Here is a 20189-nt window from a genome sequence, read left to right as displayed (position 1 = left end):
AAACACAGATGAAACCGGTCATTGCCCTCGTTGGGCGCCCCAATGTGGGGAAATCCACGCTGTTCAACCGGCTCACGCGCTCGCGCGATGCGCTGGTCGCCGACTTGCCGGGCCTCACGCGCGATCGCCACTACGGCGAAGGGCGCGTCGGCGCGCGGCCGTACCTGGTCGTCGATACCGGCGGCTTCGAGCCCGTCGCGAAGGACGGCATCCTGCACGAGATGGCGCGCCAGACGCGGCAGGCCGTCGAGGAAGCCGACGTCGTCGTGTTCATCGTCGACGGCCGCAACGGGCTCGCGCCGCAGGACAAGTCGATCGCCGACTACCTGCGCAAGACCGGCCGGCCGATCTTCCTGGTCGTCAACAAGGCCGAGGGGATGAAGTACACGGCGGTCGCGACGGATTTCTACGAGCTCGGGCTCGGCGATCCGCGCGCGATCTCGGCCGCGCACGGCGACGGCGTGACCGACATGATCAACGAGGCGCTCGAAGTCGCGTACGCGGGCCAGCCCGAGGAAGCGGACGAGGACGATCCGTCGCGCGGCATCAAGATCGCGATCGTCGGCCGTCCGAACGTCGGCAAGTCGACGCTCGTCAACGCGTTGATCGGCGAAGACCGCGTGATCGCGTTCGACATGCCGGGCACGACGCGCGATTCGATCTACGTCGACTTCGAGCGTAACGGCAAGAAATACACGCTGATCGACACGGCGGGCCTGCGGCGCCGCGGCAAGGTGTTCGAGGCGATCGAGAAGTTCTCGGTCGTGAAGACGCTGCAATCGATTTCCGACGCGAACGTCGTCATTCTTCTGCTGGATGCGCAGCAGGACATTTCCGACCAGGACGCGCACATCGCCGGTTTCGTCGTCGAGCAGGGCCGCGCGCTCGTGATCGGCGTCAACAAGTGGGATGGCCTCGACGACCACGCGCGCGACCGCGCGAAAGCGGATTTGACCCGCAAGCTGAAATTCCTCGACTTCGCGAAATCGCACTTCATTTCCGCCGCGAAGAAGACGGGTATCGGCGCGCTGATGCGCTCGGTCGACGATGCCTACGCGGCGGCGATGTCGAAGCTGCCGACGCCGAAGCTCACGCGCGCGCTGATCGAGGCCGTCGAATTCCAGCAGCCGCGCCGTCGCGGCCCGGTGCGTCCGAAGCTGCGCTACGCGCACCAAGGCGGCCAGAATCCGCCGATCATCGTGATCCACGGCAACGCGCTCGATGCGGTGACGGAAACCTACAAGCGCTACCTCGAAAACCGATTCCGCGAAACTTTCTCGCTGACCGGGACTCCATTGCGCATAGAGTTCCGTTCGTCGAACAACCCGTACGCGGACAAGGGCTGAAGCATGTCCCGCAACGGCTAGGCCGCATGGCCTATGCCCGGGCGGGGCAGGCAAAATCGGCTATAGTGTAGCGATTGGCGCCGGATCTCTTTTTCTTCGCCGCCAATCCAGATCAACCTGCAAAAAAAGATGGAGTACGCCATGAGCAACAAAGGGCAATTGTTACAAGACCCGTTTTTGAACGCACTGCGCAAAGAGCACGTTCCCGTTTCGATCTACCTCGTCAACGGCATCAAGCTTCAAGGGAACATTGAATCGTTCGACCAGTACGTCGTGTTGCTCCGTAATACGGTGACCCAGATGGTTTACAAGCACGCCATCTCGACGGTCGTGCCGGCGCGCCCGGTGAATTTCCACCCGGACGCGGAAGCCTCGTCCTAACCTATCGCAGCGGCCGGCATCCGGTCGCCGCGAGCGACCGATGCCAGCCGCCTTATCTTGACACCCGATAATTTGATCAACGCAGCGCTCGTCGGCATCGATTTCGGCAAGACCGATTTCGAAGCCAGTCTCGAAGAACTCAGTCTTCTCGCCTCCAGCGCGGGGGCCCGTCCCGCCGTCACCCTCACGGGTCGTCGCTCAAGTCCCGATGCCAAGATGTTCATCGGCAGCGGCAAAGCCGAAGAACTGCGGCTTGCCTGCGACGCGCACAACGTCGAAATCGTCATCTTCAACCATGCGCTGGCGCCCGCCCAGCAACGCAATCTGGAGCAGGCGCTTAACAGGCGCGTGGTCGATCGCACGAGCCTCATCCTCGACATCTTCGCGCAGCGTGCCCGCAGCCATGAAGGCAAGCTGCAGGTCGAGCTCGCGCAGCTTCAATACCTGTCGACCCGGCTCATTCGCGCATGGACCCACCTCGAGCGGCAAAAGGGCGGTATCGGCCTGCGCGGCCCCGGCGAAACCCAGCTCGAAACCGACCGCCGGCTGATCGGCGAACGCATCAAGATGCTGAAGTCGCGGCTCGACCGGCTGCGCCGCCAGCACAGCACGCAGCGCCGGCAGCGCGCGCGCAGCGGCACGATGTCGGTGTCGCTCGTCGGCTATACGAACGCGGGCAAGTCGACGCTGTTCAATGCGCTGACGAAAGCGCAGGCGTACGCGGCCGACCAGCTGTTCGCGACGCTCGATACGACGTCGCGGCGCGTGTACCTCGGCGACGAGGTCGGGCAGATCGTCGTGTCCGATACGGTCGGATTCATCCGCGAGCTCCCTCACCAGCTCGTCGCGGCGTTTCGCGCGACCCTCGAGGAAACGATCCATGCGGATCTGCTGCTGCATGTGGTCGATGCGTCGAGCGCGGTCAGGCTCGAGCAGATCGAGCAGGTCAACGGCGTGCTGCACGAGATCGGCGCGGACACGATCCGGCAGGTGCTGGTGTTCAACAAGATCGACGCCGTGCCCGAGCTGGCGGCCCGCGGCGACGCGGTCGAGCGGGACGAGTATGGTAATATTTCGCGCGTCTTTTTGAGCGCGCGCACCGGTCAGGGTCTCGATACGTTGCGTGCCGCCATCGCCGAAATCGCCTCCGCGGAACACCTTTCCAGCGCGACGTTGCCCGACGCGCTCGATGGCACGTCCGCTGAATCGCACGAAGACCACACGATTTCCGAACACGGGCGCTAACCGGTCCCGGCCGGTTCGCCGGCGTCCAATCTGGTGAACAAACTCTGGTGAACGAATACAACGAGCGGAGTACCTGGCGGCGGATGCGCGCCTTGCTGTCGATCAACGATCCCCGCTGGGGACGCGGCGAAGGCAATGGCAAGGACGGATCCCGCCCCCGCGCGAACGAATCGAAGCGTCCGCCAGGCGGCGACGGCGACGGGCCGCCCGATCTCGACGAGATGTGGCGCAATTTCAACCGGCGCCTGAGCGGCCTGTTCGGCGGCAAGGGCGGCAACGGCTTCCGTCCCGACAACGGCCGGGCCGCACGAGTCGGCGTCGGCATCGTGATCGGCGTGCTGGTCGCGATTTATGCGGGCAGCGGGCTGTTCGTCGTACAGGAAGGTCAGACGGGCGTCGTGCTGCAACTCGGCAAGGTGTCGGGCACGGTCGGCCAGGGCGTGCACTGGCGCGCGCCGTATCCGTTCGCGTCGCACGAGATCGTCGACACGTCGCAGGTCCGCTCGATCGAGATCGGCCGCAATAACGTCGTGCGCCTCGCGAACGTCAAGGAAGCCGCGATGCTGACGCGCGATGCCGACATCGTCGACGTGCGCTTCATCGTCCAGTACCGGATCCGTTCCGCCACCGATTACCTGTTCCGCAGCGTCGATCCCGAGCGCAGCGTGTCGCAGGCCGCGCAGGCCGCGGTGCGCGCGATCGTCGGCACGCGCAGCGCGGCCGACATGCTGAACCAGGACCGCGATGCGCTGCGCGAGCAGCTTTCGAGCGCGATCCAGCGCGATCTCGACCGCTACCAGTCGGGGCTCGAGGTGACGGCCGTCACGATGCAGAGCGTCGCGGCGCCCGAGCAGACCCAGGCCGCCTACGCCGAAGTCGCGAAGGCGCGCGACGAGCGCGAGGCCGCGAAGCGCGCCGCGCAGGCGTATGCGAGCGACCTGCTGCCGAAGGCGCAGGGCGATGCGGCGAAGCTCGTCGACGAAGCGAAGGCATATGCCGATCGCGTGGTCACGGAAGCCGAGGGCGACGCGGACCGCTTCAAGCAGGTCTACGCGCAGTACTCGAAGGCGCCCGCGGTCATTCGCGAGCGCATGTACCTCGAGACGATGCAGGAAATCTATTCGAACGCGACGAAGGTGTTCGTCGGCAACAAGGGCGGTAACAGCGTCGTGTACCTGCCGCTCGACAAGCTCGTCGAGCGGGGCCGGCAAAACGCCGCGACGTCGGCCGGCGCGTCCGCCGCCGAGGCGGCGTCGGCACCGGCGGCCACGGCGCCGTCGGCGGCTGCAGCCGTGCCGGCGAGCGCCGCATCGGCCGCCGCCGCGTCAGGTGTCGACGTGTTGCGATCGCGCGACGCGTTTCGCAGCCGGTCGCGTGAAGACGATACGAAGTAACGGGGAGCGCAGAACATGAACCGAATCATTGCGCTCGTCGTCGCAATCGTGATCGTTGCCTTCGCGGCGTCGTCGACGGTCCTCACCGTCGATCCGCGCCATACGGCCGTGCTGTCGGGCCGCGACGGCACGCAGCCGGAACTCGCGGGCCCCGGCGTCCATTTCAAGCTGCCGCCGCCGCTGCAGACGGCGACGCTGATCGACACGCGCCTGCAATCGCTCGAGTCGTCCGATCCGCTGCAACTGGCAACCGAAGACAAGCACGACCTGCTCGTCGCGTATGCGGTGAAGTACCGGATCAGCGATCCGATGAAATATTTCACCGCGACGGGCGGCGACCCGGCGGCGGCGAGCGAACGACTGTCCGGCACGCTGAAGAGCGCGCTCGGCGATGCATTCGGCAAGCGCGCGCTCGACGACGCCCTCGGCGGCCAGCGCGCGATCGCGGATGCGGCCCGCGATGCGGCGAAGGCGAGCGCGGCCGGTTTCGGCGTCGACGTGGTCGACGTCCAGCTCACGCGTGTCGATCTGCCGGCCGCGCAGACGGACGCCGTCTATCAACGGATGATCGGCGCGTTGCGCGATCAGGCGGCCCAGGTGCGTGCGCAAGGCGCGGCCGACGTCGAGCAGATCAAGGCCGATGCCGAACGCGAGCAGCAGGCCGTGCTCGCGAACGCGTACAAGTCCGCGCAGGCGATCAAGGGCGAGGGCGACGCGAAGGCCGCGACGATCGCCGCCGATGCGTTCGGCCGCGATCCGCAGTTCTATCAGTTCTACGCGAGCCTGCAGGCCTACCGGAATACGTTCAAGCGCAACGACATCATCGTCGTCGATCCCGACAGCGAGTTCTTCCGCTTCATGCGCAGCCCGACGGGCGGCGCGGCACCGGCGGCGCCTGCTCCCCGCAAACATTGACCTTGGGGCGCCGCGTCGAGCGGCGCCGTCGCTCGCATGGACCTGGCTGGCTCGTTGTTGCTCGCAGTAGCGCTGATGCTGATCATCGAGGGGGCGTTCCCCTTCGTGTTTCCCGTCGCCTGGCGCGACACGTTTCGTAGAATAGCCGAGCGGCCGCCGCATCATATCCGGATCGGCGGGCTGATCGTGATGGTGCTCGGGCTCGCGCTGCTGCTGCTCGCGACCTGACCGGCGCCCCGATCCGGACGGCGCATCCGCCGTTCGTTCCGCCCGATTTCGAAGTTTCGATTCAACTCGCGGCGCGCGTGTCGCGCCGTTTCCCGTCGTAGGACCGTACCGATGTCGACCTGGTTACTTCCCGAGAATATCGCCGACGTACTGCCGTCGGAAGCGCGCAAGATCGAGGAGCTGCGCCGCAGGCTGCTCGACCGCTTCCGTTCGTACGGCTACGAAATGGTGATGCCGCCGTTGCTCGAGTATCTCGAGTCGCTGCTGACGAGCGGCGGCGCCGATCTGCGCCTGCGCACCTTCAAGCTGGTCGACCAGCTGTCGGGCCGCACGCTCGGCCTGCGCGCGGACATCACGCCGCAAGTCGCGCGGATCGACGCGCACCTGTTGAACCGTCAGGGCGTGACGCGCCTCTGCTACGCGGGCCACGTGATGCATACGCGTCCGCGCGGCCTGCACGCGACGCGCGAGCAGATCCAGATCGGCGCCGAAATCTACGGCCACGCCGGGCTCGAAGCCGATCTCGAGATCCAGCAACTGATGCTCGACGCGCTGCATCTCGCGGGCCTGTCGCGCATCCGTCTCGACCTCGGCCACGCGGGCGTGCTCGCGGCGCTGCTGGCGCGCGACGCGCAGGCCGCCGAGCGTGGCGAGTCGCTGTACGACGCGCTGTCGGGCAAGGACGTGCCGCTGCTGAACGAACTCACCGACGATCTCGGCGCCGATACGCGCGCCGCGTTGCGCGCGCTGCCGAACCTCTACGGCGACGCGAGCGTGCTCGCCGAGGCGCGCACGCGCCTGCCGGTGCTGCCCGAAATCACGCAGGCGCTCGACGATCTCGCGCAGCTCGCGTCGCAGGCGAAGGGCGTCGAAGTCGCGATCGATCTCGCCGACCTGCGCGGCTATGCGTATCACAGCGGCGCGATGTTCAGCGCCTACATCGACGGCGTGCCGAACGCGATCGCGCGCGGCGGCCGTTACGACCACGTCGGGCAGGCCTATGGCCGGGCGCGGCCAGCGACCGGCTTCTCGCTCGACCTGCGCGAGCTCGCACGAATTTCGCCGGTCGAGGCGCGCGGCACCGCGATCCTCGCGCCGTGGGCGCAGGACGATGCGCTGGGCGCGGCCGTCGCGGCGCTGCGCGATGCGGGCGAGGTCGTGATCCAGGCGCTGCCGGGCCACGATCACGTGCTCGACGAATTCGCGTGCGATCGTTCGCTCGTCGAGCGCAACGGCGCGTGGGTGGTCGAACCCCGATAAAGAGGCGCTCGCGGGCCGTGCTTCGGCGTGCATATCGTTGAAGCGAAACGGAAAAATTCGGAATCGCCCGCGAACATAGGTAGAATACGTTTTTAACCAGCTAACGAATCAACATGTCTGCCAGCGCAGTGAACGTGACTCCCGGGCGCAATGTCGTCGTCGTGGGAACGCAATGGGGTGATGAAGGCAAGGGCAAGATCGTCGACTGGCTGACGGACCACGCTCAAGGCGTCGTGCGTTTCCAGGGCGGTCACAACGCCGGCCACACCCTCATCATCGGCGGCAAGAAAACGATCTTGCGCCTCATTCCGTCGGGCATCATGCGTGAAGGCGTCGCCTGCTACATCGGCAACGGCGTCGTCCTGTCCCCCGAAGCACTGTTCAAGGAAATCGGCGAGCTCGAAGAAGCCGGCGTGAACGTGCGCGACCGCCTGTTCATCTCCGAAGCCACGACGCTGATCCTGCCGTACCACATCGCGATCGACCAGGCGCGCGAAGCGCGCAAGGGCGCAGGCAAGATCGGTACGACCGGCCGCGGCATCGGCCCCGCGTACGAAGACAAGGTCGGCCGCCGCGCGCTGCGCGTGCAGGACCTGTTCGATGCGAAGACCTTCGCCGATCGCCTGCGCGAAAATCTCGATTTCCACAATTTCGTGCTGACCCAGTATCTGGGCGGCGCGGCCGTCGATTTCCAGGCCACGCTCGACACGATGCTCGGCTATGCCGACCGCCTGAAGCCGATGGTGGCCGACGTGTCGCGCCGCCTGTACGACGCGAACAATGCGGGCCAGAACCTGCTGTTCGAAGGCGCGCAAGGCACGCTGCTCGACATCGACCACGGCACCTATCCGTTCGTCACGTCGAGCAACTGCGTCGCAGGTGCGGCGTCGGCCGGCGCGGGCGTCGGTCCGCAGAAGCTCAACTACATCCTCGGCATCACGAAGGCGTATTGCACGCGCGTCGGTTCGGGCCCGTTCCCGAGCGAACTGTACGATGCGGACAACCCGCAGCGTCAGGACCAGATCGGCGTCACGCTCGCGAACGTCGGCAAGGAATTCGGTTCGGTCACCGGCCGTCCGCGCCGCACCGGCTGGCTCGATGCGGCCGCGCTGCGCCGCTCGATCCAGATCAACGGCGTGTCGGGCCTGTGCATGACGAAGCTCGACGTGCTCGACGGCCTTGACGAAGTCAAGCTGTGCGTCGGCTACCAGGTCGACGGCAAGGACGTGGACATCCTGCCGCGCGGCGCGGTCGATGTCGCGCGTTGCGAACCGGTGTACGAGACGTTCGCCGGCTGGAAGGAAAGCACCGTCGGGATCAATACGTGGGACGCGCTGCCGGCGAACGCGCGGGCATACCTCGCCCGCGTCCAGGAAGTGGCCGGCGTGCCGGTCGACATGGTGTCGACGGGCCCGGATCGCGACGAAACGATCCTGCTCCGCCATCCGTTCAAGGTGTAATTCCCAGATGACGCAGCAAATCACGATGACGGCGGCAGACTTGATGACCGATCCGCGCAACGACGACAAGAACCTGTGGGTAGGCTGGGACGAGTATCACCGGCTGATCGAGCTGCTTGCGCTCCAGGTGCATGCCTCGGGCTGGAAGTTCGACCAGATCCTGTGCCTCGCGCGCGGCGGCCTGCGCGTCGGCGACCAACTGTCGCGCATCTACGACGTGCCGCTCGCGATTCTCGCGACGAGTTCGTACCGGGAAGCGGCCGGCACCGAGCAGGGCGAGCTCGACATCGCGCAGTACATCACGATGACGCGCGGCAACCTGGCGGGCAACGTGCTGCTGGTCGACGATCTCGTCGATTCGGGCGTCACGCTCGCGCGCGTGCAGGAGCACCTGAAGGAGCGCTATCCGTCCGTGACGGCCGTGCGTTCGGCCGTGCTCTGGTACAAGGGCTGCTCGAAGGTCAAGCCCGACTATCACACGCAGTTCCTGCCGACGAATCCGTGGATTCATCAGCCGTTCGAGGAGTGGGATACGGTCCGGCCGCACAACCTCGAGGCGTGGATCAAGCGCGGTCGCGCACAGCGCGACGGTTCGGGCGCGTAAGCGGCCGGCCGGATCGAAGGAAAGCCTTGTACGGCGCCGCTTGCGGCGCCGTTTTTCATTGGCGCGCCGGGGCGCAGCGCGGGCCGCGCTGTGCACCCGATAGGCAGGCGGCGCGGCGCCGGCTATGATGGCAGCCCTGCCACAGGTCGCGCCGGATTGCATGCGCAGCGTGGATCACGTGGCTTCACGGCAACACGGCAGGGCGGTGTTTCACGGGGGCGCGAGTAGAATAGCGCTCGTTTTGTCCGACCCGGACCCGATTATTACGTTTCATATGAACGACACGACTCACGCGACCGACGCCGCACACGCGCCGCATTCGACGCAACAACACTCGATGCGGGCGCTAGCGATAGCAGCCATCGGCGTCGTGTTCGGCGACATCGGCACCAGCCCGCTGTATTCGCTCAAGGAGGCGTTCAGCCCCGCGCACGGCATTCCGCTGACCGAAGGGTCGATTCTCGGCGTGATCTCGCTGCTGTTCTGGGCCATCGTGCTGGTGGTCGGCGTCAAGTACCTGCTGTTCGTGATGCGGGCGGACAACAACGGCGAAGGCGGCGTGCTCGCGCTGATGGCGCTGTCGCTGCGGCCGCTCGACTCGAAAACGCGGGTCGCGGGTGCGCTGATGGCGCTCGGGATATTCGGCGCGTGCATGTTCTACGGGGACGCGGTGATCACGCCGGCGATCTCGGTGATGTCGGCCGTCGAAGGCCTCGAGATCGCGACGCCGCACCTGTCCCATCTCGTGCTGCCGATCACGATCGTGATCCTGATCGCGCTGTTCTGGATCCAGCGGCACGGCACCGCGCTGGTCGGCAAGCTGTTCGGCCCGATCATGGTGCTGTGGTTCGTCGTGATCGCGGCGCTCGGCGTATACCACATCGTTCGCGTGCCGGGCATCATCGCGGCAATCAATCCGTATTACGCGGCGTCGTTCATGGCCGATCACCTGCTGCAGGCGTACGTCGTGCTCGGCTCGGTCGTGCTGGTGCTGACCGGTGCGGAAGCGCTCTACGCGGACATGGGCCATTTCGGTGCAAAGCCGATCCGGTTGGCCGCGTACGGGCTCGTGATGCCGTCGCTCGTGCTGAACTACTTCGGTCAGGGCGCGCTGCTGATCCAGAATCCGAAAGCGATCGAAAACCCGTTCTTCCTGCTCGCGCCCGAATGGGGGCTGCTGCCGCTCGTCGTGCTGTCGACGGTCGCGACCGTGATCGCGTCGCAGGCCGTGATCTCCGGTGCGTATTCGCTGACGTCGCAGGCGATCCAGCTCGGCTACGTGCCGCGCATGAAGGTGCTGCATACGTCCGAGCTTGCGATCGGCCAGATCTACGTGCCGGTCGTGAACTGGCTGCTGCTGTTCGTGATCCTCTGTATCGTCGTCGGTTTCAAGAGTTCGGACAACCTCGCGGCCGCGTACGGTATCGCGGTGACGGCGACGATGGTGATCACGACCGTGCTCGCGTGCGTCGTGATGGTGAAGGTGTGGAACTGGAACCGGCTGCTGGTCGGCGCGATCATCGCGGTGTTCCTCGCGATCGACCTCGGCTTTTTCGGCGCGAACCTGCTGAAGGTCGCGCAGGGCGGCTGGTTGCCGCTCGGCATCGGTGCGCTGCTGTTCTTCCTGCTGATGACCTGGTACAAGGGGCGTCACATCGTCAAGGAGCGCACGGCGGCCGACGGTATTCCGCTCGAGCCGTTCCTGCAGGGGCTGCTCGCGCATCCGCCGCATCGCGTGTCGGGCACCGCGATCTACCTGACCGGCAACGACAAGCTCGTGCCCGTCAGCCTGCTGCACAACCTGAAGCACAACAAGGTGCTGCACGAGCGGACCATTTTCCTGACGTTCGTCACGCGCGACATTCCGTACGTGCGCGACGACAGGCGCCTGAGCTCGCGTGATGCGGGCGGCGGACTGTACATCGTCAAGGCCGAGTACGGCTTCAACGAGACGCCGGACGTGAAGGCCGTGCTCGAGGAATTCGGCCGCACGCACGACATGACGTTCGAGCTGATGGACACGTCGTTCTTCCTCGCGCGCGAAACGGTCGTGCCGACGCATCTGCCCGGCATGTCGATCTGGCGCGAGCGCGTGTTCGCGTGGATGCATCAGAACGCGGCGAAGCCGACCGATTTCTTCTCGATTCCGGCGAATCGCGTCGTCGAGCTCGGGACGAAGATCGAGATCTGACGGGCGCGAGCGGGCTGCGTATGCGGCCCATGCCGAATCGGGCTGCGCGCCGCCGAAGCAATAAAAAACCCGCCTTTCGGCGGGTTTTTTATTGCTTCGGCGCCTTCGACTCAGCGTTTCAGCTTCGCGAATGCCGCGGCCATCGCGCCGGCCGGTTCCGGCTCGCGCGTCCGCTGCGGGCGGGCGGCGCCGCGCCCCGCGTTGCCGCGATCCTGGCCGCCGCGCGACGACGTGCCGGGGGCTGCCGCGTCGTCGTCGAGGCGCATCGTCAGCGGAATGCGCTGGCGCTTCACGTCGACGTCGATCACCTTCACCTTGACGACCTGGCCGGCCTTCACGACTTCGTGCGGATCCTTGATGAACTTCGTCGACATCGCGGACACGTGGACGAGGCCGTCCTGGTGCACGCCGATATCCACGAACGCGCCGAATGCGGCGACGTTCGTCACGACGCCTTCGAGCGTCATGCCCGGCACGAGATCCGAGACCTTCTCGACGCCTTCGCGGAACGTGGCCGTCTTGAATTCCGGGCGTGGATCGCGGCCCGGCTTTTCCAGCTCGGCCAGGATGTCGCGCACGGTCGGCAGGCCGAAACGTTCGTCAACGAATTCCATCGGCGACAGGCCCGCTAGCGCTTCGCGGTTGCCGAGCACGTCGTCGATGCGCTTGTTGATCTTCGCGAGCATCCGTTCGACGACCGGATACGCTTCCGGGTGCACCGACGAGCGATCGAGCGGATTCTCGCCGCCGTTGATGCGCAGGAAGCCGGCGGCCTGTTCGAAGGTCTTGTCGCCGAGGCGCGGCACCTTGCGCAGGTGCTCGCGCGACGGGAACGGGCCGTTCGCGTCGCGATAGTCGACGATGTTGCGCGCGAGCGTCGCGTTCAGGCCCGACACGCGGGCGAGCAGCGGGGCCGACGCCGTGTTCGCGTCGACGCCGACCGCGTTCACGCAATCCTCGACGACCGCGTCGAGCGAGCGGGCGAGTTCGCGCTGGTTCACGTCGTGCTGATACTGGCCGACGCCGATCGCCTTCGGCTCGATCTTCACGAGCTCGGCGAGCGGGTCCTGCAGGCGACGGGCGATCGACACGGCGCCGCGCAGCGACACGTCGAGCTCCGGGAATTCCTTCGCGGCGAGCTCGGACGCCGAGTAGACCGACGCGCCGGCTTCCGACACGACGATCTTCTGCAGCCGCAGCTCCGGGTGTTTCGCGATCAGTTCGCTCGCGAGCTTGTCGGTTTCGCGCGACGCGGTGCCGTTGCCGATGCTGATCAGTTCGGCCTGCGTCTGCGCGGCGAGGCGCGCGAGTTTCGCGATCGAGCCGTCCCAGTCGCGGCGCGGTTCGTGCGGGTAGATCGTGTCGGTCGCGAGCACCTTGCCGGTGCGATCGACGACCGCGACCTTCACGCCGGTGCGCAGGCCGGGGTCGAGGCCGATTACGGCCTTCGGGCCGGCCGGGGCGGCCAGCAGCAGGTCGTTCAGGTTGCGCGCGAACACGCGGATCGCTTCGGTTTCGGCCGTTTCGCGCAGTTGCGTGAGCAGTTCGTTTTCGATATGCGGCTGCACCTTCACGCGCCAGCACCAGCGGCAGACGTCGGACAGCCATTTGTCGGCCGGGCGATTCTGGTTCGCGATGCCGAAATGGCGCGCGATCATCGCCTCGCCGGGATGCGGCACCTGCGCGTCGAGCTCTTCGCCGAGGCCGAGCTTGATCGTCAGCACGCCCGCGTTGCGGCCGCGGAACAGCGCGAGCGCGCGGTGCGACGGCACCGTCTTGATCGTTTCCGCGTAGTCGTAATAGTCGCGGAATTTCTCGCCTTCCTCGTTTTCCTTGCCCTCCACGACCGCCGACGACACGACGCCCTGGTTGTGCAGGTAGTCACGCAGCTTGCCGAGCAGCTCCGCCGTCTCGCCGAACTGTTCGGACAGGATGTCGCGCGCGCCGTCGAGCGCGGCCTTCACGTCGGCGACGCCCTTGTCGGCGTCGACATACGCGGCCGCCTCGGTCTGCGGGTCGAGCAGCGGATTCGCGAGCAGCGCCTGTGCGAGCGGCTCGAGGCCTGCCTCGCGGGCGATCTGCGCACGCGTGCGGCGCTTCGGCTTGTACGGCAGATAAAGGTCCTCGAGCACCTGCTTGCTGTCGGCCGCGTCGATCGCGGCACGCAGTTCGTCGGTCAGCTTGCCCTGTTCGTCGATGCTCGACAGGATCGCGGCGCGGCGATCCTCGAGTTCGCGCAGGTACAGGAGGCGTTCCTCGAGCTGGCGCAACTGCGTGTCGTCCAGGTTGCCGGTCACTTCCTTGCGGTACCGGGCAATGAACGGAACGGTCGAGCCTTCGTCGAGAAGTTGCACGGCCGCCGCGACCTGGCGCGGCTGGACGGACAGTTCGGTGGCGATGCGCTGTACGATCTTGAGTGCTACGGTTTCCGTCATGTCGTGGATGGTCTGTCTGCCTGCTGAAATCGCGGCGCGGGCCGGCAGGCCCGGAGCGGCGGGCTGCCCGGCCGGCCCGCCGGGCCAGAGGCCGCGGGTGAATGAAGCGGGGCATTTTGCCATAAATGGCGGAGCGTCCAGCCGGGGGTGATAGAATTTGACACATGTCCCGCAGCTTTCCTACGACGTTGCCAACTTCCCGTATTTCTCTCGTCGCGCTCGGCGCAGCGCTCGCCGCCGCTTTGTCTGCCGGGCCTTCCGGCGCATTCGCGCAGGCCTCGGGCGCCAGCGCGCCGGACGCCGCCGCTTCCGCGCCCGTCGCAGCCTCCGCCGCGCCGGATTTCGACGCCCGTCAAAAAGTGCTCAATCAACGTTCCGCGGAAAACGATTATCGTTATGCGGTGGCGGAGCACGATTGTTACAGCAAGTTCTTCGTCAACCATTGTCTCGGCAAGGCGCGCGATCGGATGCGCGAGGAGCGGGCGAGCATTCGCCAGGAGCAACTCGCGCTCAACGACGAGCAGCGCGCGGTGCGGGCGCAGCAGCGCGACCAGCAGCAGGCGCTGAAGCAGGCCCGGGACGCGGCGGAAGCGCCGCAGCGGGCGGCGAACGACGCGGCGAACGCGGCTGCATTCCGCGACAAGCAGGAGCAGAATGCACTGAAGCAGGCGCAGCGCGGCGCGGAAGCCCCGCAACGCGCGGCGAACAAGCAGGCATACGACCAGAAGCAGGCGGATTTCCAGCGCAAGCTCGACCAGGCGCACCAGCAGGCGGCGCAGAAGGCGCAGGAGCGGGCGGACAACGCCACGCGCTACGAGCAGAAGCAGAAGGCAGCCGCGCAGCACAAGGCCGATGTCGAGCGGCGTCAGCAGGAAGCGGCCGAGAAGGCCAAGCAGCAACAGCAGGGGCAGTAACGTGTTGAATTGATCGGGCTCAGTCTCGGGCGCGTCGGCACGCCAGCCGTCGCGCTGCTTCGATGAGGAGGCAGGTATGCAAAACCGTCACACGGAACAGCAGCAGGAATTGCACAACCGTTTGGCTGCATTGCAGGAGCAGCACCAGCAGCTCGCTCGGGAGATCGAGCTGAAGGAAGGACACTCCGACATCGACGACATCACGCTGCACCGGCTGAAGAAGGAAAAGCTGGCCGCCAAGGACAAAATCATTTTGCTGCAATCGCAGCTCGAACCGGATAAGCGCGCCTGAGCGCGGCCTGGCAAGCGCCGGCGCCGCTCGGGCGCTGGACACAGGAACGCTTGCCTTGAATTCACCGCTTGAAGCCACCCCCGATGCCCGGCGTGACACGACGTCCGCCGGGCGCGTTCGTGCGCCCGAAGGCACTTTCGAGCTGAGCCGCAAGCGCGTCGACGAACTCGACACGATCTTCGGCGAAGGCGGGTTGCTGGCGCGCGCGCTCGACGGCTATCGACCGCGTACGTCGCAGATCGAGATGGCGCGCGCGGTCGCGTCCGCGATGGAAGCGTCCGCACGCCGGATGCCCGAGCCCGAGATCTTCGAAACCCGCAAGCGGCCGGCGCGCCGCCTCGGCGACGGCGGCCAGGCGGCCGAGGCGGCCGGGGACGCCGCCGCGCCAGCCGAATCCGACAACGACGCAGGCGACAACACGCTGATCGTCGAGGCCGGCACGGGTACCGGCAAGACCTACGCGTATCTCGTGCCCGCCATGTTGTGGGGCGGCAAGGTGATCGTGTCGACCGGCACGAAGCACCTGCAGGACCAGTTGTTCCAGCGCGACATCCCGACCGTGCGCAACGCGCTCGCGGTGCCGGTGACGGTCGCGATGCTCAAGGGACGCTCGAACTACCTCTGCCATTACTACCTGCAACGCACCGCCGACAACGGCCGGCTGCCGTCGCGGCAGGACACCGCGTATCTGCAGGAAATCGTCCGCTTCGCGAAAATCACGAAGAGCGGCGACAAGGCCGAACTCGCGAGCGTGCCGGAAACGGCGCCCGTGTGGTCGATGGTCACGTCCACGCGCGACAATTGCCTCGGCCAGGAGTGCCCGCACTACAAGGAATGCTTCGTGATGCAGGCGCGGCGCGAGGCCCAGCAGGCCGACGTCGTCGTCGTCAACCATCACCTGTTCTTCGCGGACATCATGCTGCGCGACACGGGGATGGCCGAACTGCTGCCGAACGCGAACACGATCATCTTCGACGAAGCGCACCAGTTGCCGGAAACGGCGACGCTGTTCTTCGGCGAGACGCTGTCGACGACGCAGATCCTCGAGCTCGCGCGCGACACGGTCGCCGAGGGCCTGAGCCATGCGCGCGATGCGGTGGAGTGGGTGAAGCTCGGCGGCGATCTCGAGCGCGCGGCGCGCGACTTGCGTCTCGCGTTCGCGAACGACCAGATCGTGCGCATGTCGCTCGCACAGCTCGGCGACGATCACCCGATGTTCGGTGCGCTCGACGCGCTCGACGTTGCGCTCGATGCGCTCGCAACGGCGCTCGCGAGCCAGGCCGAGCGCGCGGAATCGCTCGGCGCATGCCTGCGGCGCGCCCGCGAGCTGCAGGACCTGCTGGCGGGCTGGGTCGCGCCCGGCGCGGCGCAAGCGGCAGCGAAGGCCGATGCGGCGGCCGGCGACAACGCGGCCGCCGACGGCGATCCGAACGAGAAGGTGCGCTGGGTCGAGGTGTTCGCGCATACCGTCCAGCTCCATGAAACGCCGCTGTCGGTGGCGCCGATTTTCGCGAAACAGCGTGCGGGCGTACCGCGTGCATGGGTGTTCACGTCGGCGACGTTGTCGGTGCGCGGCGATTTCACGCACTACGCGGCGCAGATGGGCCTCAGCTCGCGTCGTTCGATGACGCTCGCCAGCCCGTTCGATTACCAGTCGCAGGGGCTGCTGTACGTGCCGCGCAATCTGCCGCAGCCGTCGTCGCCGGCATTTACCGACGCCGTCTTCGATGCCGCGCTGCCGGCGATCGAGGCGTCCGGCGGCGGCGTGTTCATGCTGTGCACGACGCTGCGCGCGGTCGACCGGATCGCGTCGAAGCTGCGCGACGCGATCGAATCGCGCGGCTGGAACATGCCGCTGCTCGTGCAGGGCGACGCAAGCCGCACCGAGCTGCTCGACCGTTTCCGCGCGTACGGCAATGCGATCCTGGTCGGCAGCCAGAGTTTCTGGGAAGGCGTGGACGTGCGCGGCGATGCGTTGTCGCTGGTCGTGATCGACAAGCTGCCGTTCGCGCCGCCGGACGATCCGGTGCTGGCAGCGCGGCTCGACGCGTTGACGAAGAAGGGGCTGAGCCCGTTCGCCGTGCATCAACTGCCGCAGGCCGTGATCACGCTGAAGCAGGGCGCGGGCCGGTTGATTCGCGCGGAGACGGATCGCGGCGTGCTGATGATCTGCGATACGCGGCTCGTCGACAAGCCTTACGGGCGCCGGATCTGGCAAAGCTTGCCGCCGTTCAAGCGCACGCGCGAGATCGCGGTCGTGCAGGATTTCTTCGACGAGCACCGCGCGGACAAGCGCGCGTGAGCGCACGCGCGGCGCTTGCCGCGCGAACGCCCTGGCGTCGACCGAATGCGGCGCCAATAAAAAACCCGGCTCGATGGCCGGGTTTTTCGTATGCGCAACGGGTGTTGCAGCGCGCCGTGCGTCAGAACTGCCACCACGACTTCTTCGCACCGGGGCGCGCATGGCCCGTCACGTACGGGCTGTCGGGGAACGTGCCCGCGAGCACGCGCTTGGTGTCCTCGGCGAGTTCCGGCTGGTTCAGCTTGCCGTACGACAGGATCATGATGTGCAGCGCGTCTTCGATCGCCGGCGCGCCCTTGTAGTCCTTGATCGCGAGCTGGGCGCGGTTGATCGCCGCGACATACGCGCCGCGGCGATAGTAGTAGTCGGCCGCGTGCACTTCGTGCGATGCGAGCGCGTTGACGATGTAGCGCATCCGCGCGGCCGCATCGGGTGCGTACTTGCTTTTCGGGAAGCGGTCGACGACGACCTTGAACGCATCGTACGATTCGCGCAGCGCCTGCGGATCGCGTTCGCTCATGTCCTGGCCGGAGAAGCGCCCGAACAGGCCGAGATCGTCGTTGAAGTGGATCATCCCCTTCAGGTAGTACGCGTACGGGATATCCGGATGATCGGGGTGGAGCTGGATGAAGCGATCGACGGCCTGGTCGGCGGCCGCCGCTTCGTTGTCCTTCCAGTTGCAGTATGCAACGTTGATCTGCGCCTGTTGCGCGAAATGGCCGAACGGATCGCGGCCTTGCAGCGATTCGAAATATTTCGCGCACTTGCCCCAGTCGCCGCCGGACAGTGCGTCCTGGGCCTCTGAGTATAATTTGTTGTTCGACCAGGTAGCCGTCTCGTCCTGCTTCTGCGGCAAGCCGTGGCAGCCGGCGATGAGGGCCGCGGCCGCTACCGCCGCAGCCCGGGCGGCGACGGTTCTGGCCGTGCGTTTGGTCGAATTCATCATGCTCGCATGTCCTAGCTTCAAGTCTCGGTGACCCAGTCTAAATGACCCGTTCAAGTTCGCAGAATGCCCAGCCGGGCACACCAAATCGCGAAGATTATAGCCCAAGCGATCGGCCCGCCGACGCCGCGTCGGGGGATTCCCTCGATGACGATCTGGCCGGCGACGCGATGCAGGCGCCCGTGGTGCCGTCCGCGGCGCGCGACGACGCGCCGCGCATCGTCGAAGTGCCGCTGTCGCTCGCGGGCGAACGTCTCGACAAGGCGCTCGCCCAACTGTTCCCCGAATTCTCGCGCAGCCGCCTGCAGAGCTGGATCGAGGCGCAGCGCGTGCTTGTCGACGGCGCGCCGGCGAAGATCCGCCAGCCGGTGCCGCTGGGCGCGAAGATCGAGCTCGTGCCCGATCTGCTGCCCGAGCAGCTCGCGTTCACGCCGGAGCCCGTGCTGCTCGACGTGATCTACGAGGACGACGCGCTCGTCGTCATCAACAAGCCGGCCGGTCTCGTCGTCCATCCGGCCGCCGGCAACTGGAGCGGCACGATCCTCAACGGTCTGCTGCATCGCTACGGCGACGCGGCGGCCGGCCTGCCGCGCGCGGGGATCGTCCACCGGCTCGACAAGGAAACGTCCGGCCTGATGGTGGTCGCCCGCACGCTGGCCGCGCAGACGGACCTCGTGCGCCAGTTGCAGGCCCGCACAGTGAAGCGCCGCTATTTCGCGCTGGTGTGGGGCACGATGCCGGAGGAAGGCACGATCGACGCGCCGATCGGCCGCGACCCGCGCGAGCGCACGCGCATGGCCGTGGTTACCGGCGCGTCGGGCAAGCCCGCGCGCACGCATTTCCGTACGGTTGACACATGCCTGTGGCAACGTCAGCCGGTGTCGGCGATTCAATGCGATCTCGAAACCGGCCGCACGCATCAGATCCGTGTGCACTGCGCGCACGCCGGCCATCCGCTGCTCGGCGATCCGGTCTACGGGCGTGCGCGCGGCAAGCGCTCGGTCGCGCCGCTGCCGGACGGGTTCGCACGACAGGCGCTGCATGCGTGGCGGCTCGGTCTCGTGCATCCGGTCACGGGCAAGGCGATGCAGTGGCGCTGCCCGTTGCCGGACGACATGAACGCACTGGTCGCGGCGCTCGGCTTCGGGCAGGGCGACGAGGAATTCGACGACGACGACAATCTCTACGACGATGACGATTTCGGCGGCGAGTATCACGACGACGAGCCGTACCTGGACGATGAGGAGGAGTGAGTGCCGATGACGAATCTGGCGCCGTTGACGTGGCAGGACTGCGTGCAGCCCGACTGGCGCGTGTCGCCGCGCGTGCGCGCGCTGATCACGACGCGCGACGGCGGCGTGAGCGAAGGCCCGTACGGGCGCTGGCAGGATGGGGCGGCATTGGCGGGCGGGATGAATCTCGGCCTGCATACGGGTGACGATCCCGATCATGTCGCCATCAATCGCGCGCGCGTGCTCGCCCTCGCGGGCCAGTCGGGCGCCGCATGGCTCGAGCAGGTTCACGGCGCGCAGATCGTGCGGGCGGACGAGGTGATCGCCGCGGCGGCCGCCGCCACGGCGCCGGTGCAGGCCGACGCGAGCGTCACGGATCGGGCCGGCGCCGTCTGCGTGGTGATGGTGGCCGATTGCCTGCCCGTGCTGCTGTGCGACGCGCAGGGCCGCGCGGTCGGCGCCGCGCATGCGGGCTGGCGCGGGCTCGCGGCCGGCATCGTCGAGCAGACGGCTGCGCGCGTCGCGGCGCTCGCGGGCGGCGCGGCGGACACGCTGCATGCCTATCTCGGGCCGGCGATCGGTCCGCAGGCGTTCGAGGTCGGCGCCGACGTGCGCGACGCGTTTCTCGACACGGCTCCGCAGTCGGAGCATGATGAAACCCGTCGTGCGTTCGTCGCGGTGGACGGCGCGCCCGGCAAGTTCCTTGCCGATCTCTACGCGCTCGCGCGCCTGCGGCTCGTGCGTGCGGGCGTGGTGCACGTGAGCGGCGGGACGGCTTGCACGGTCGCCGAGCGCGCGCGCTTCTATTCGTATCGGCGCGACCGCGTGACGGGCCGCATGGCCGCGGCAATCTGGCTGGCCGATTGATCGCATGTGCATGCGCGCCGGTTTTGTTGCGTCGCGAAATCGGGTTATCTCGATATTGAGGCGGCAATGCGGCGTTGCATGCGCGACTGAATGAAAAATCCCGACGTCAAGTCAAGCAAAATATTTTATGTTTCGCCGGAACCCTTGTCCCGTCTGTCGTGCGCGGATTATCTCCGTATC

General features: G+C 66.9%; 17 protein-coding genes. 15 read left to right on the top strand and 2 right to left on the bottom strand.

Going from position 1 to position 20189, the window contains the following annotated elements; translation table 11 throughout:
• The first annotated feature begins 8 nt into the window (after window positions 1–8).
• The 10 genes from der to WS54_RS22330 all read left to right on the top strand — a co-directional run bounded on the left by der (window position 9) and on the right by WS54_RS22330 (window position 11024).
• On the top strand, window positions 9–1346 hold the full coding sequence (der, locus tag WS54_RS22380; RefSeq protein ID WP_052100298.1) for a ribosome biogenesis GTPase Der: 1338 nt from the start codon (window positions 9–11) through the stop codon (window positions 1344–1346).
• Window positions 1347–1487: 141 nt separating this feature from the next.
• Window positions 1488–1727 (top strand): RNA chaperone Hfq, encoded by a 240-nt coding sequence (gene hfq, locus WS54_RS22375; protein ID WP_006399927.1) that lies wholly within the window; start codon window positions 1488–1490, stop codon window positions 1725–1727.
• 72 nt (window positions 1728–1799) lie between these two features.
• Complete coding sequence (gene hflX, locus WS54_RS22370) at window positions 1800–2972, top strand: GTPase HflX (protein ID WP_179949341.1); 1173 nt, start codon at window positions 1800–1802, stop codon at window positions 2970–2972.
• A 47-nt stretch (window positions 2973–3019) separates the two neighbouring features.
• Window positions 3020–4366, top strand: coding sequence for an FtsH protease activity modulator HflK (gene hflK, locus WS54_RS22365; RefSeq protein ID WP_059781071.1), 1347 nt, complete (start codon window positions 3020–3022; stop codon window positions 4364–4366).
• Window positions 4367–4381: 15 nt separating this feature from the next.
• The gene (gene hflC, locus WS54_RS22360) at window positions 4382–5281 is read left to right on the top strand and encodes a protease modulator HflC (RefSeq protein ID WP_034207434.1); all 900 of its coding nucleotides are present in this window, start codon (window positions 4382–4384) and stop codon (window positions 5279–5281) included.
• A 36-nt stretch (window positions 5282–5317) separates the two neighbouring features.
• A complete protein-coding gene (locus WS54_RS22355) occupies window positions 5318–5509 on the top strand; it encodes a DUF2065 domain-containing protein (protein WP_034207433.1) in 192 nt (63 codons plus the stop codon).
• A 111-nt stretch (window positions 5510–5620) separates the two neighbouring features.
• Window positions 5621–6769, top strand: a complete 1149-nt coding sequence (locus WS54_RS22350) for an ATP phosphoribosyltransferase regulatory subunit (RefSeq protein ID WP_034207432.1) — start codon at window positions 5621–5623, stop codon at window positions 6767–6769.
• A 113-nt stretch (window positions 6770–6882) separates the two neighbouring features.
• Complete coding sequence (locus WS54_RS22345) at window positions 6883–8229, top strand: adenylosuccinate synthase (protein ID WP_034207431.1); 1347 nt, start codon at window positions 6883–6885, stop codon at window positions 8227–8229.
• A 7-nt stretch (window positions 8230–8236) separates the two neighbouring features.
• On the top strand, window positions 8237–8833 hold the full coding sequence (locus tag WS54_RS22340; RefSeq protein ID WP_006485899.1) for a phosphoribosyltransferase: 597 nt from the start codon (window positions 8237–8239) through the stop codon (window positions 8831–8833).
• A 274-nt stretch (window positions 8834–9107) separates the two neighbouring features.
• The gene (locus WS54_RS22330) at window positions 9108–11024 is read left to right on the top strand and encodes a potassium transporter Kup (RefSeq protein ID WP_034207430.1); all 1917 of its coding nucleotides are present in this window, start codon (window positions 9108–9110) and stop codon (window positions 11022–11024) included.
• A gap of 110 nt (window positions 11025–11134) precedes the next feature.
• Here the strand turns inward: WS54_RS22330 and WS54_RS22325 are convergent, their stop codons facing one another.
• Window positions 11135–13459, bottom strand: coding sequence for a Tex family protein (locus WS54_RS22325; RefSeq protein ID WP_059781073.1), 2325 nt, complete (start codon window positions 13457–13459; stop codon window positions 11135–11137).
• Window positions 13460–13623: 164 nt separating this feature from the next.
• Between WS54_RS22325 and WS54_RS22320 the strand changes: the two genes are divergently transcribed.
• From WS54_RS22320 to WS54_RS22310, 3 genes are all read left to right on the top strand, one after another.
• Entirely contained in the window at window positions 13624–14373 is a 750-nt protein-coding gene (locus WS54_RS22320) for a hypothetical protein (RefSeq protein WP_034207428.1), read from the top strand.
• A 76-nt stretch (window positions 14374–14449) separates the two neighbouring features.
• Complete coding sequence (locus tag WS54_RS22315; RefSeq protein WP_006478692.1) at window positions 14450–14665, top strand: YdcH family protein; 216 nt, start codon at window positions 14450–14452, stop codon at window positions 14663–14665.
• Between the two features lie 55 nt (window positions 14666–14720).
• Window positions 14721–16967, top strand: a complete 2247-nt coding sequence (locus WS54_RS22310) for an ATP-dependent DNA helicase (protein WP_059781076.1) — start codon at window positions 14721–14723, stop codon at window positions 16965–16967.
• Window positions 16968–17088: 121 nt separating this feature from the next.
• Here the strand turns inward: WS54_RS22310 and WS54_RS22305 are convergent, their stop codons facing one another.
• Window positions 17089–17913, bottom strand: coding sequence for an outer membrane protein assembly factor BamD (locus tag WS54_RS22305; RefSeq protein ID WP_034207426.1), 825 nt, complete (start codon window positions 17911–17913; stop codon window positions 17089–17091).
• Window positions 17914–17954: 41 nt separating this feature from the next.
• Here WS54_RS22305 and WS54_RS22300 point away from each other — a divergent pair, with 41 nt between their 5' ends.
• Window positions 17955–19163 (top strand): RluA family pseudouridine synthase, encoded by a 1209-nt coding sequence (locus WS54_RS22300; RefSeq protein ID WP_059781079.1) that lies wholly within the window; start codon window positions 17955–17957, stop codon window positions 19161–19163.
• A 6-nt stretch (window positions 19164–19169) separates the two neighbouring features.
• Complete coding sequence (pgeF, locus tag WS54_RS22295; RefSeq protein ID WP_059781081.1) at window positions 19170–20009, top strand: peptidoglycan editing factor PgeF; 840 nt, start codon at window positions 19170–19172, stop codon at window positions 20007–20009.
• Window positions 20010–20189 lie beyond the last annotated feature (180 nt).

This window comes from Burkholderia sp. NRF60-BP8 (genome assembly GCF_001522585.2).
In the GTDB taxonomy this organism is placed as follows: Bacteria; Pseudomonadota; Gammaproteobacteria; order Burkholderiales; family Burkholderiaceae; genus Burkholderia.
This window is presented reverse-complemented; position numbering and strand designations above follow the sequence as displayed.

What these genes read in the sequence shown, in the direction of transcription:
- der (WP_052100298.1), top strand. Translation starts at nt 9, where the DNA reads ATGAAACCGGTCATTGCCCTCGTTGGGCGCCCCAATGTGGGGAAATCC.
- hfq (WP_006399927.1), top strand. Translation starts at nt 1,488, where the DNA reads ATGAGCAACAAAGGGCAATTGTTACAAGACCCGTTTTTGAACGCACTG.
- hflC (WP_034207434.1), top strand. Translation starts at nt 4,382, where the DNA reads ATGAACCGAATCATTGCGCTCGTCGTCGCAATCGTGATCGTTGCCTTC.
- WS54_RS22355 (WP_034207433.1), top strand. Translation starts at nt 5,318, where the DNA reads ATGGACCTGGCTGGCTCGTTGTTGCTCGCAGTAGCGCTGATGCTGATC.
- WS54_RS22350 (WP_034207432.1), top strand. Translation starts at nt 5,621, where the DNA reads ATGTCGACCTGGTTACTTCCCGAGAATATCGCCGACGTACTGCCGTCG.
- WS54_RS22345 (WP_034207431.1), top strand. Translation starts at nt 6,883, where the DNA reads ATGTCTGCCAGCGCAGTGAACGTGACTCCCGGGCGCAATGTCGTCGTC.
- WS54_RS22340 (WP_006485899.1), top strand. Translation starts at nt 8,237, where the DNA reads ATGACGCAGCAAATCACGATGACGGCGGCAGACTTGATGACCGATCCG.
- WS54_RS22330 (WP_034207430.1), top strand. Translation starts at nt 9,108, where the DNA reads ATGAACGACACGACTCACGCGACCGACGCCGCACACGCGCCGCATTCG.
- WS54_RS22325 (WP_059781073.1), bottom strand. Translation starts at nt 13,459, where the DNA reads ATGACGGAAACCGTAGCACTCAAGATCGTACAGCGCATCGCCACCGAA.
- WS54_RS22320 (WP_034207428.1), top strand. Translation starts at nt 13,624, where the DNA reads ATGTCCCGCAGCTTTCCTACGACGTTGCCAACTTCCCGTATTTCTCTC.
- WS54_RS22315 (WP_006478692.1), top strand. Translation starts at nt 14,450, where the DNA reads ATGCAAAACCGTCACACGGAACAGCAGCAGGAATTGCACAACCGTTTG.
- WS54_RS22305 (WP_034207426.1), bottom strand. Translation starts at nt 17,913, where the DNA reads ATGATGAATTCGACCAAACGCACGGCCAGAACCGTCGCCGCCCGGGCT.
- WS54_RS22300 (WP_059781079.1), top strand. Translation starts at nt 17,955, where the DNA reads ATGACCCGTTCAAGTTCGCAGAATGCCCAGCCGGGCACACCAAATCGC.
- pgeF (WP_059781081.1), top strand. Translation starts at nt 19,170, where the DNA reads ATGACGAATCTGGCGCCGTTGACGTGGCAGGACTGCGTGCAGCCCGAC.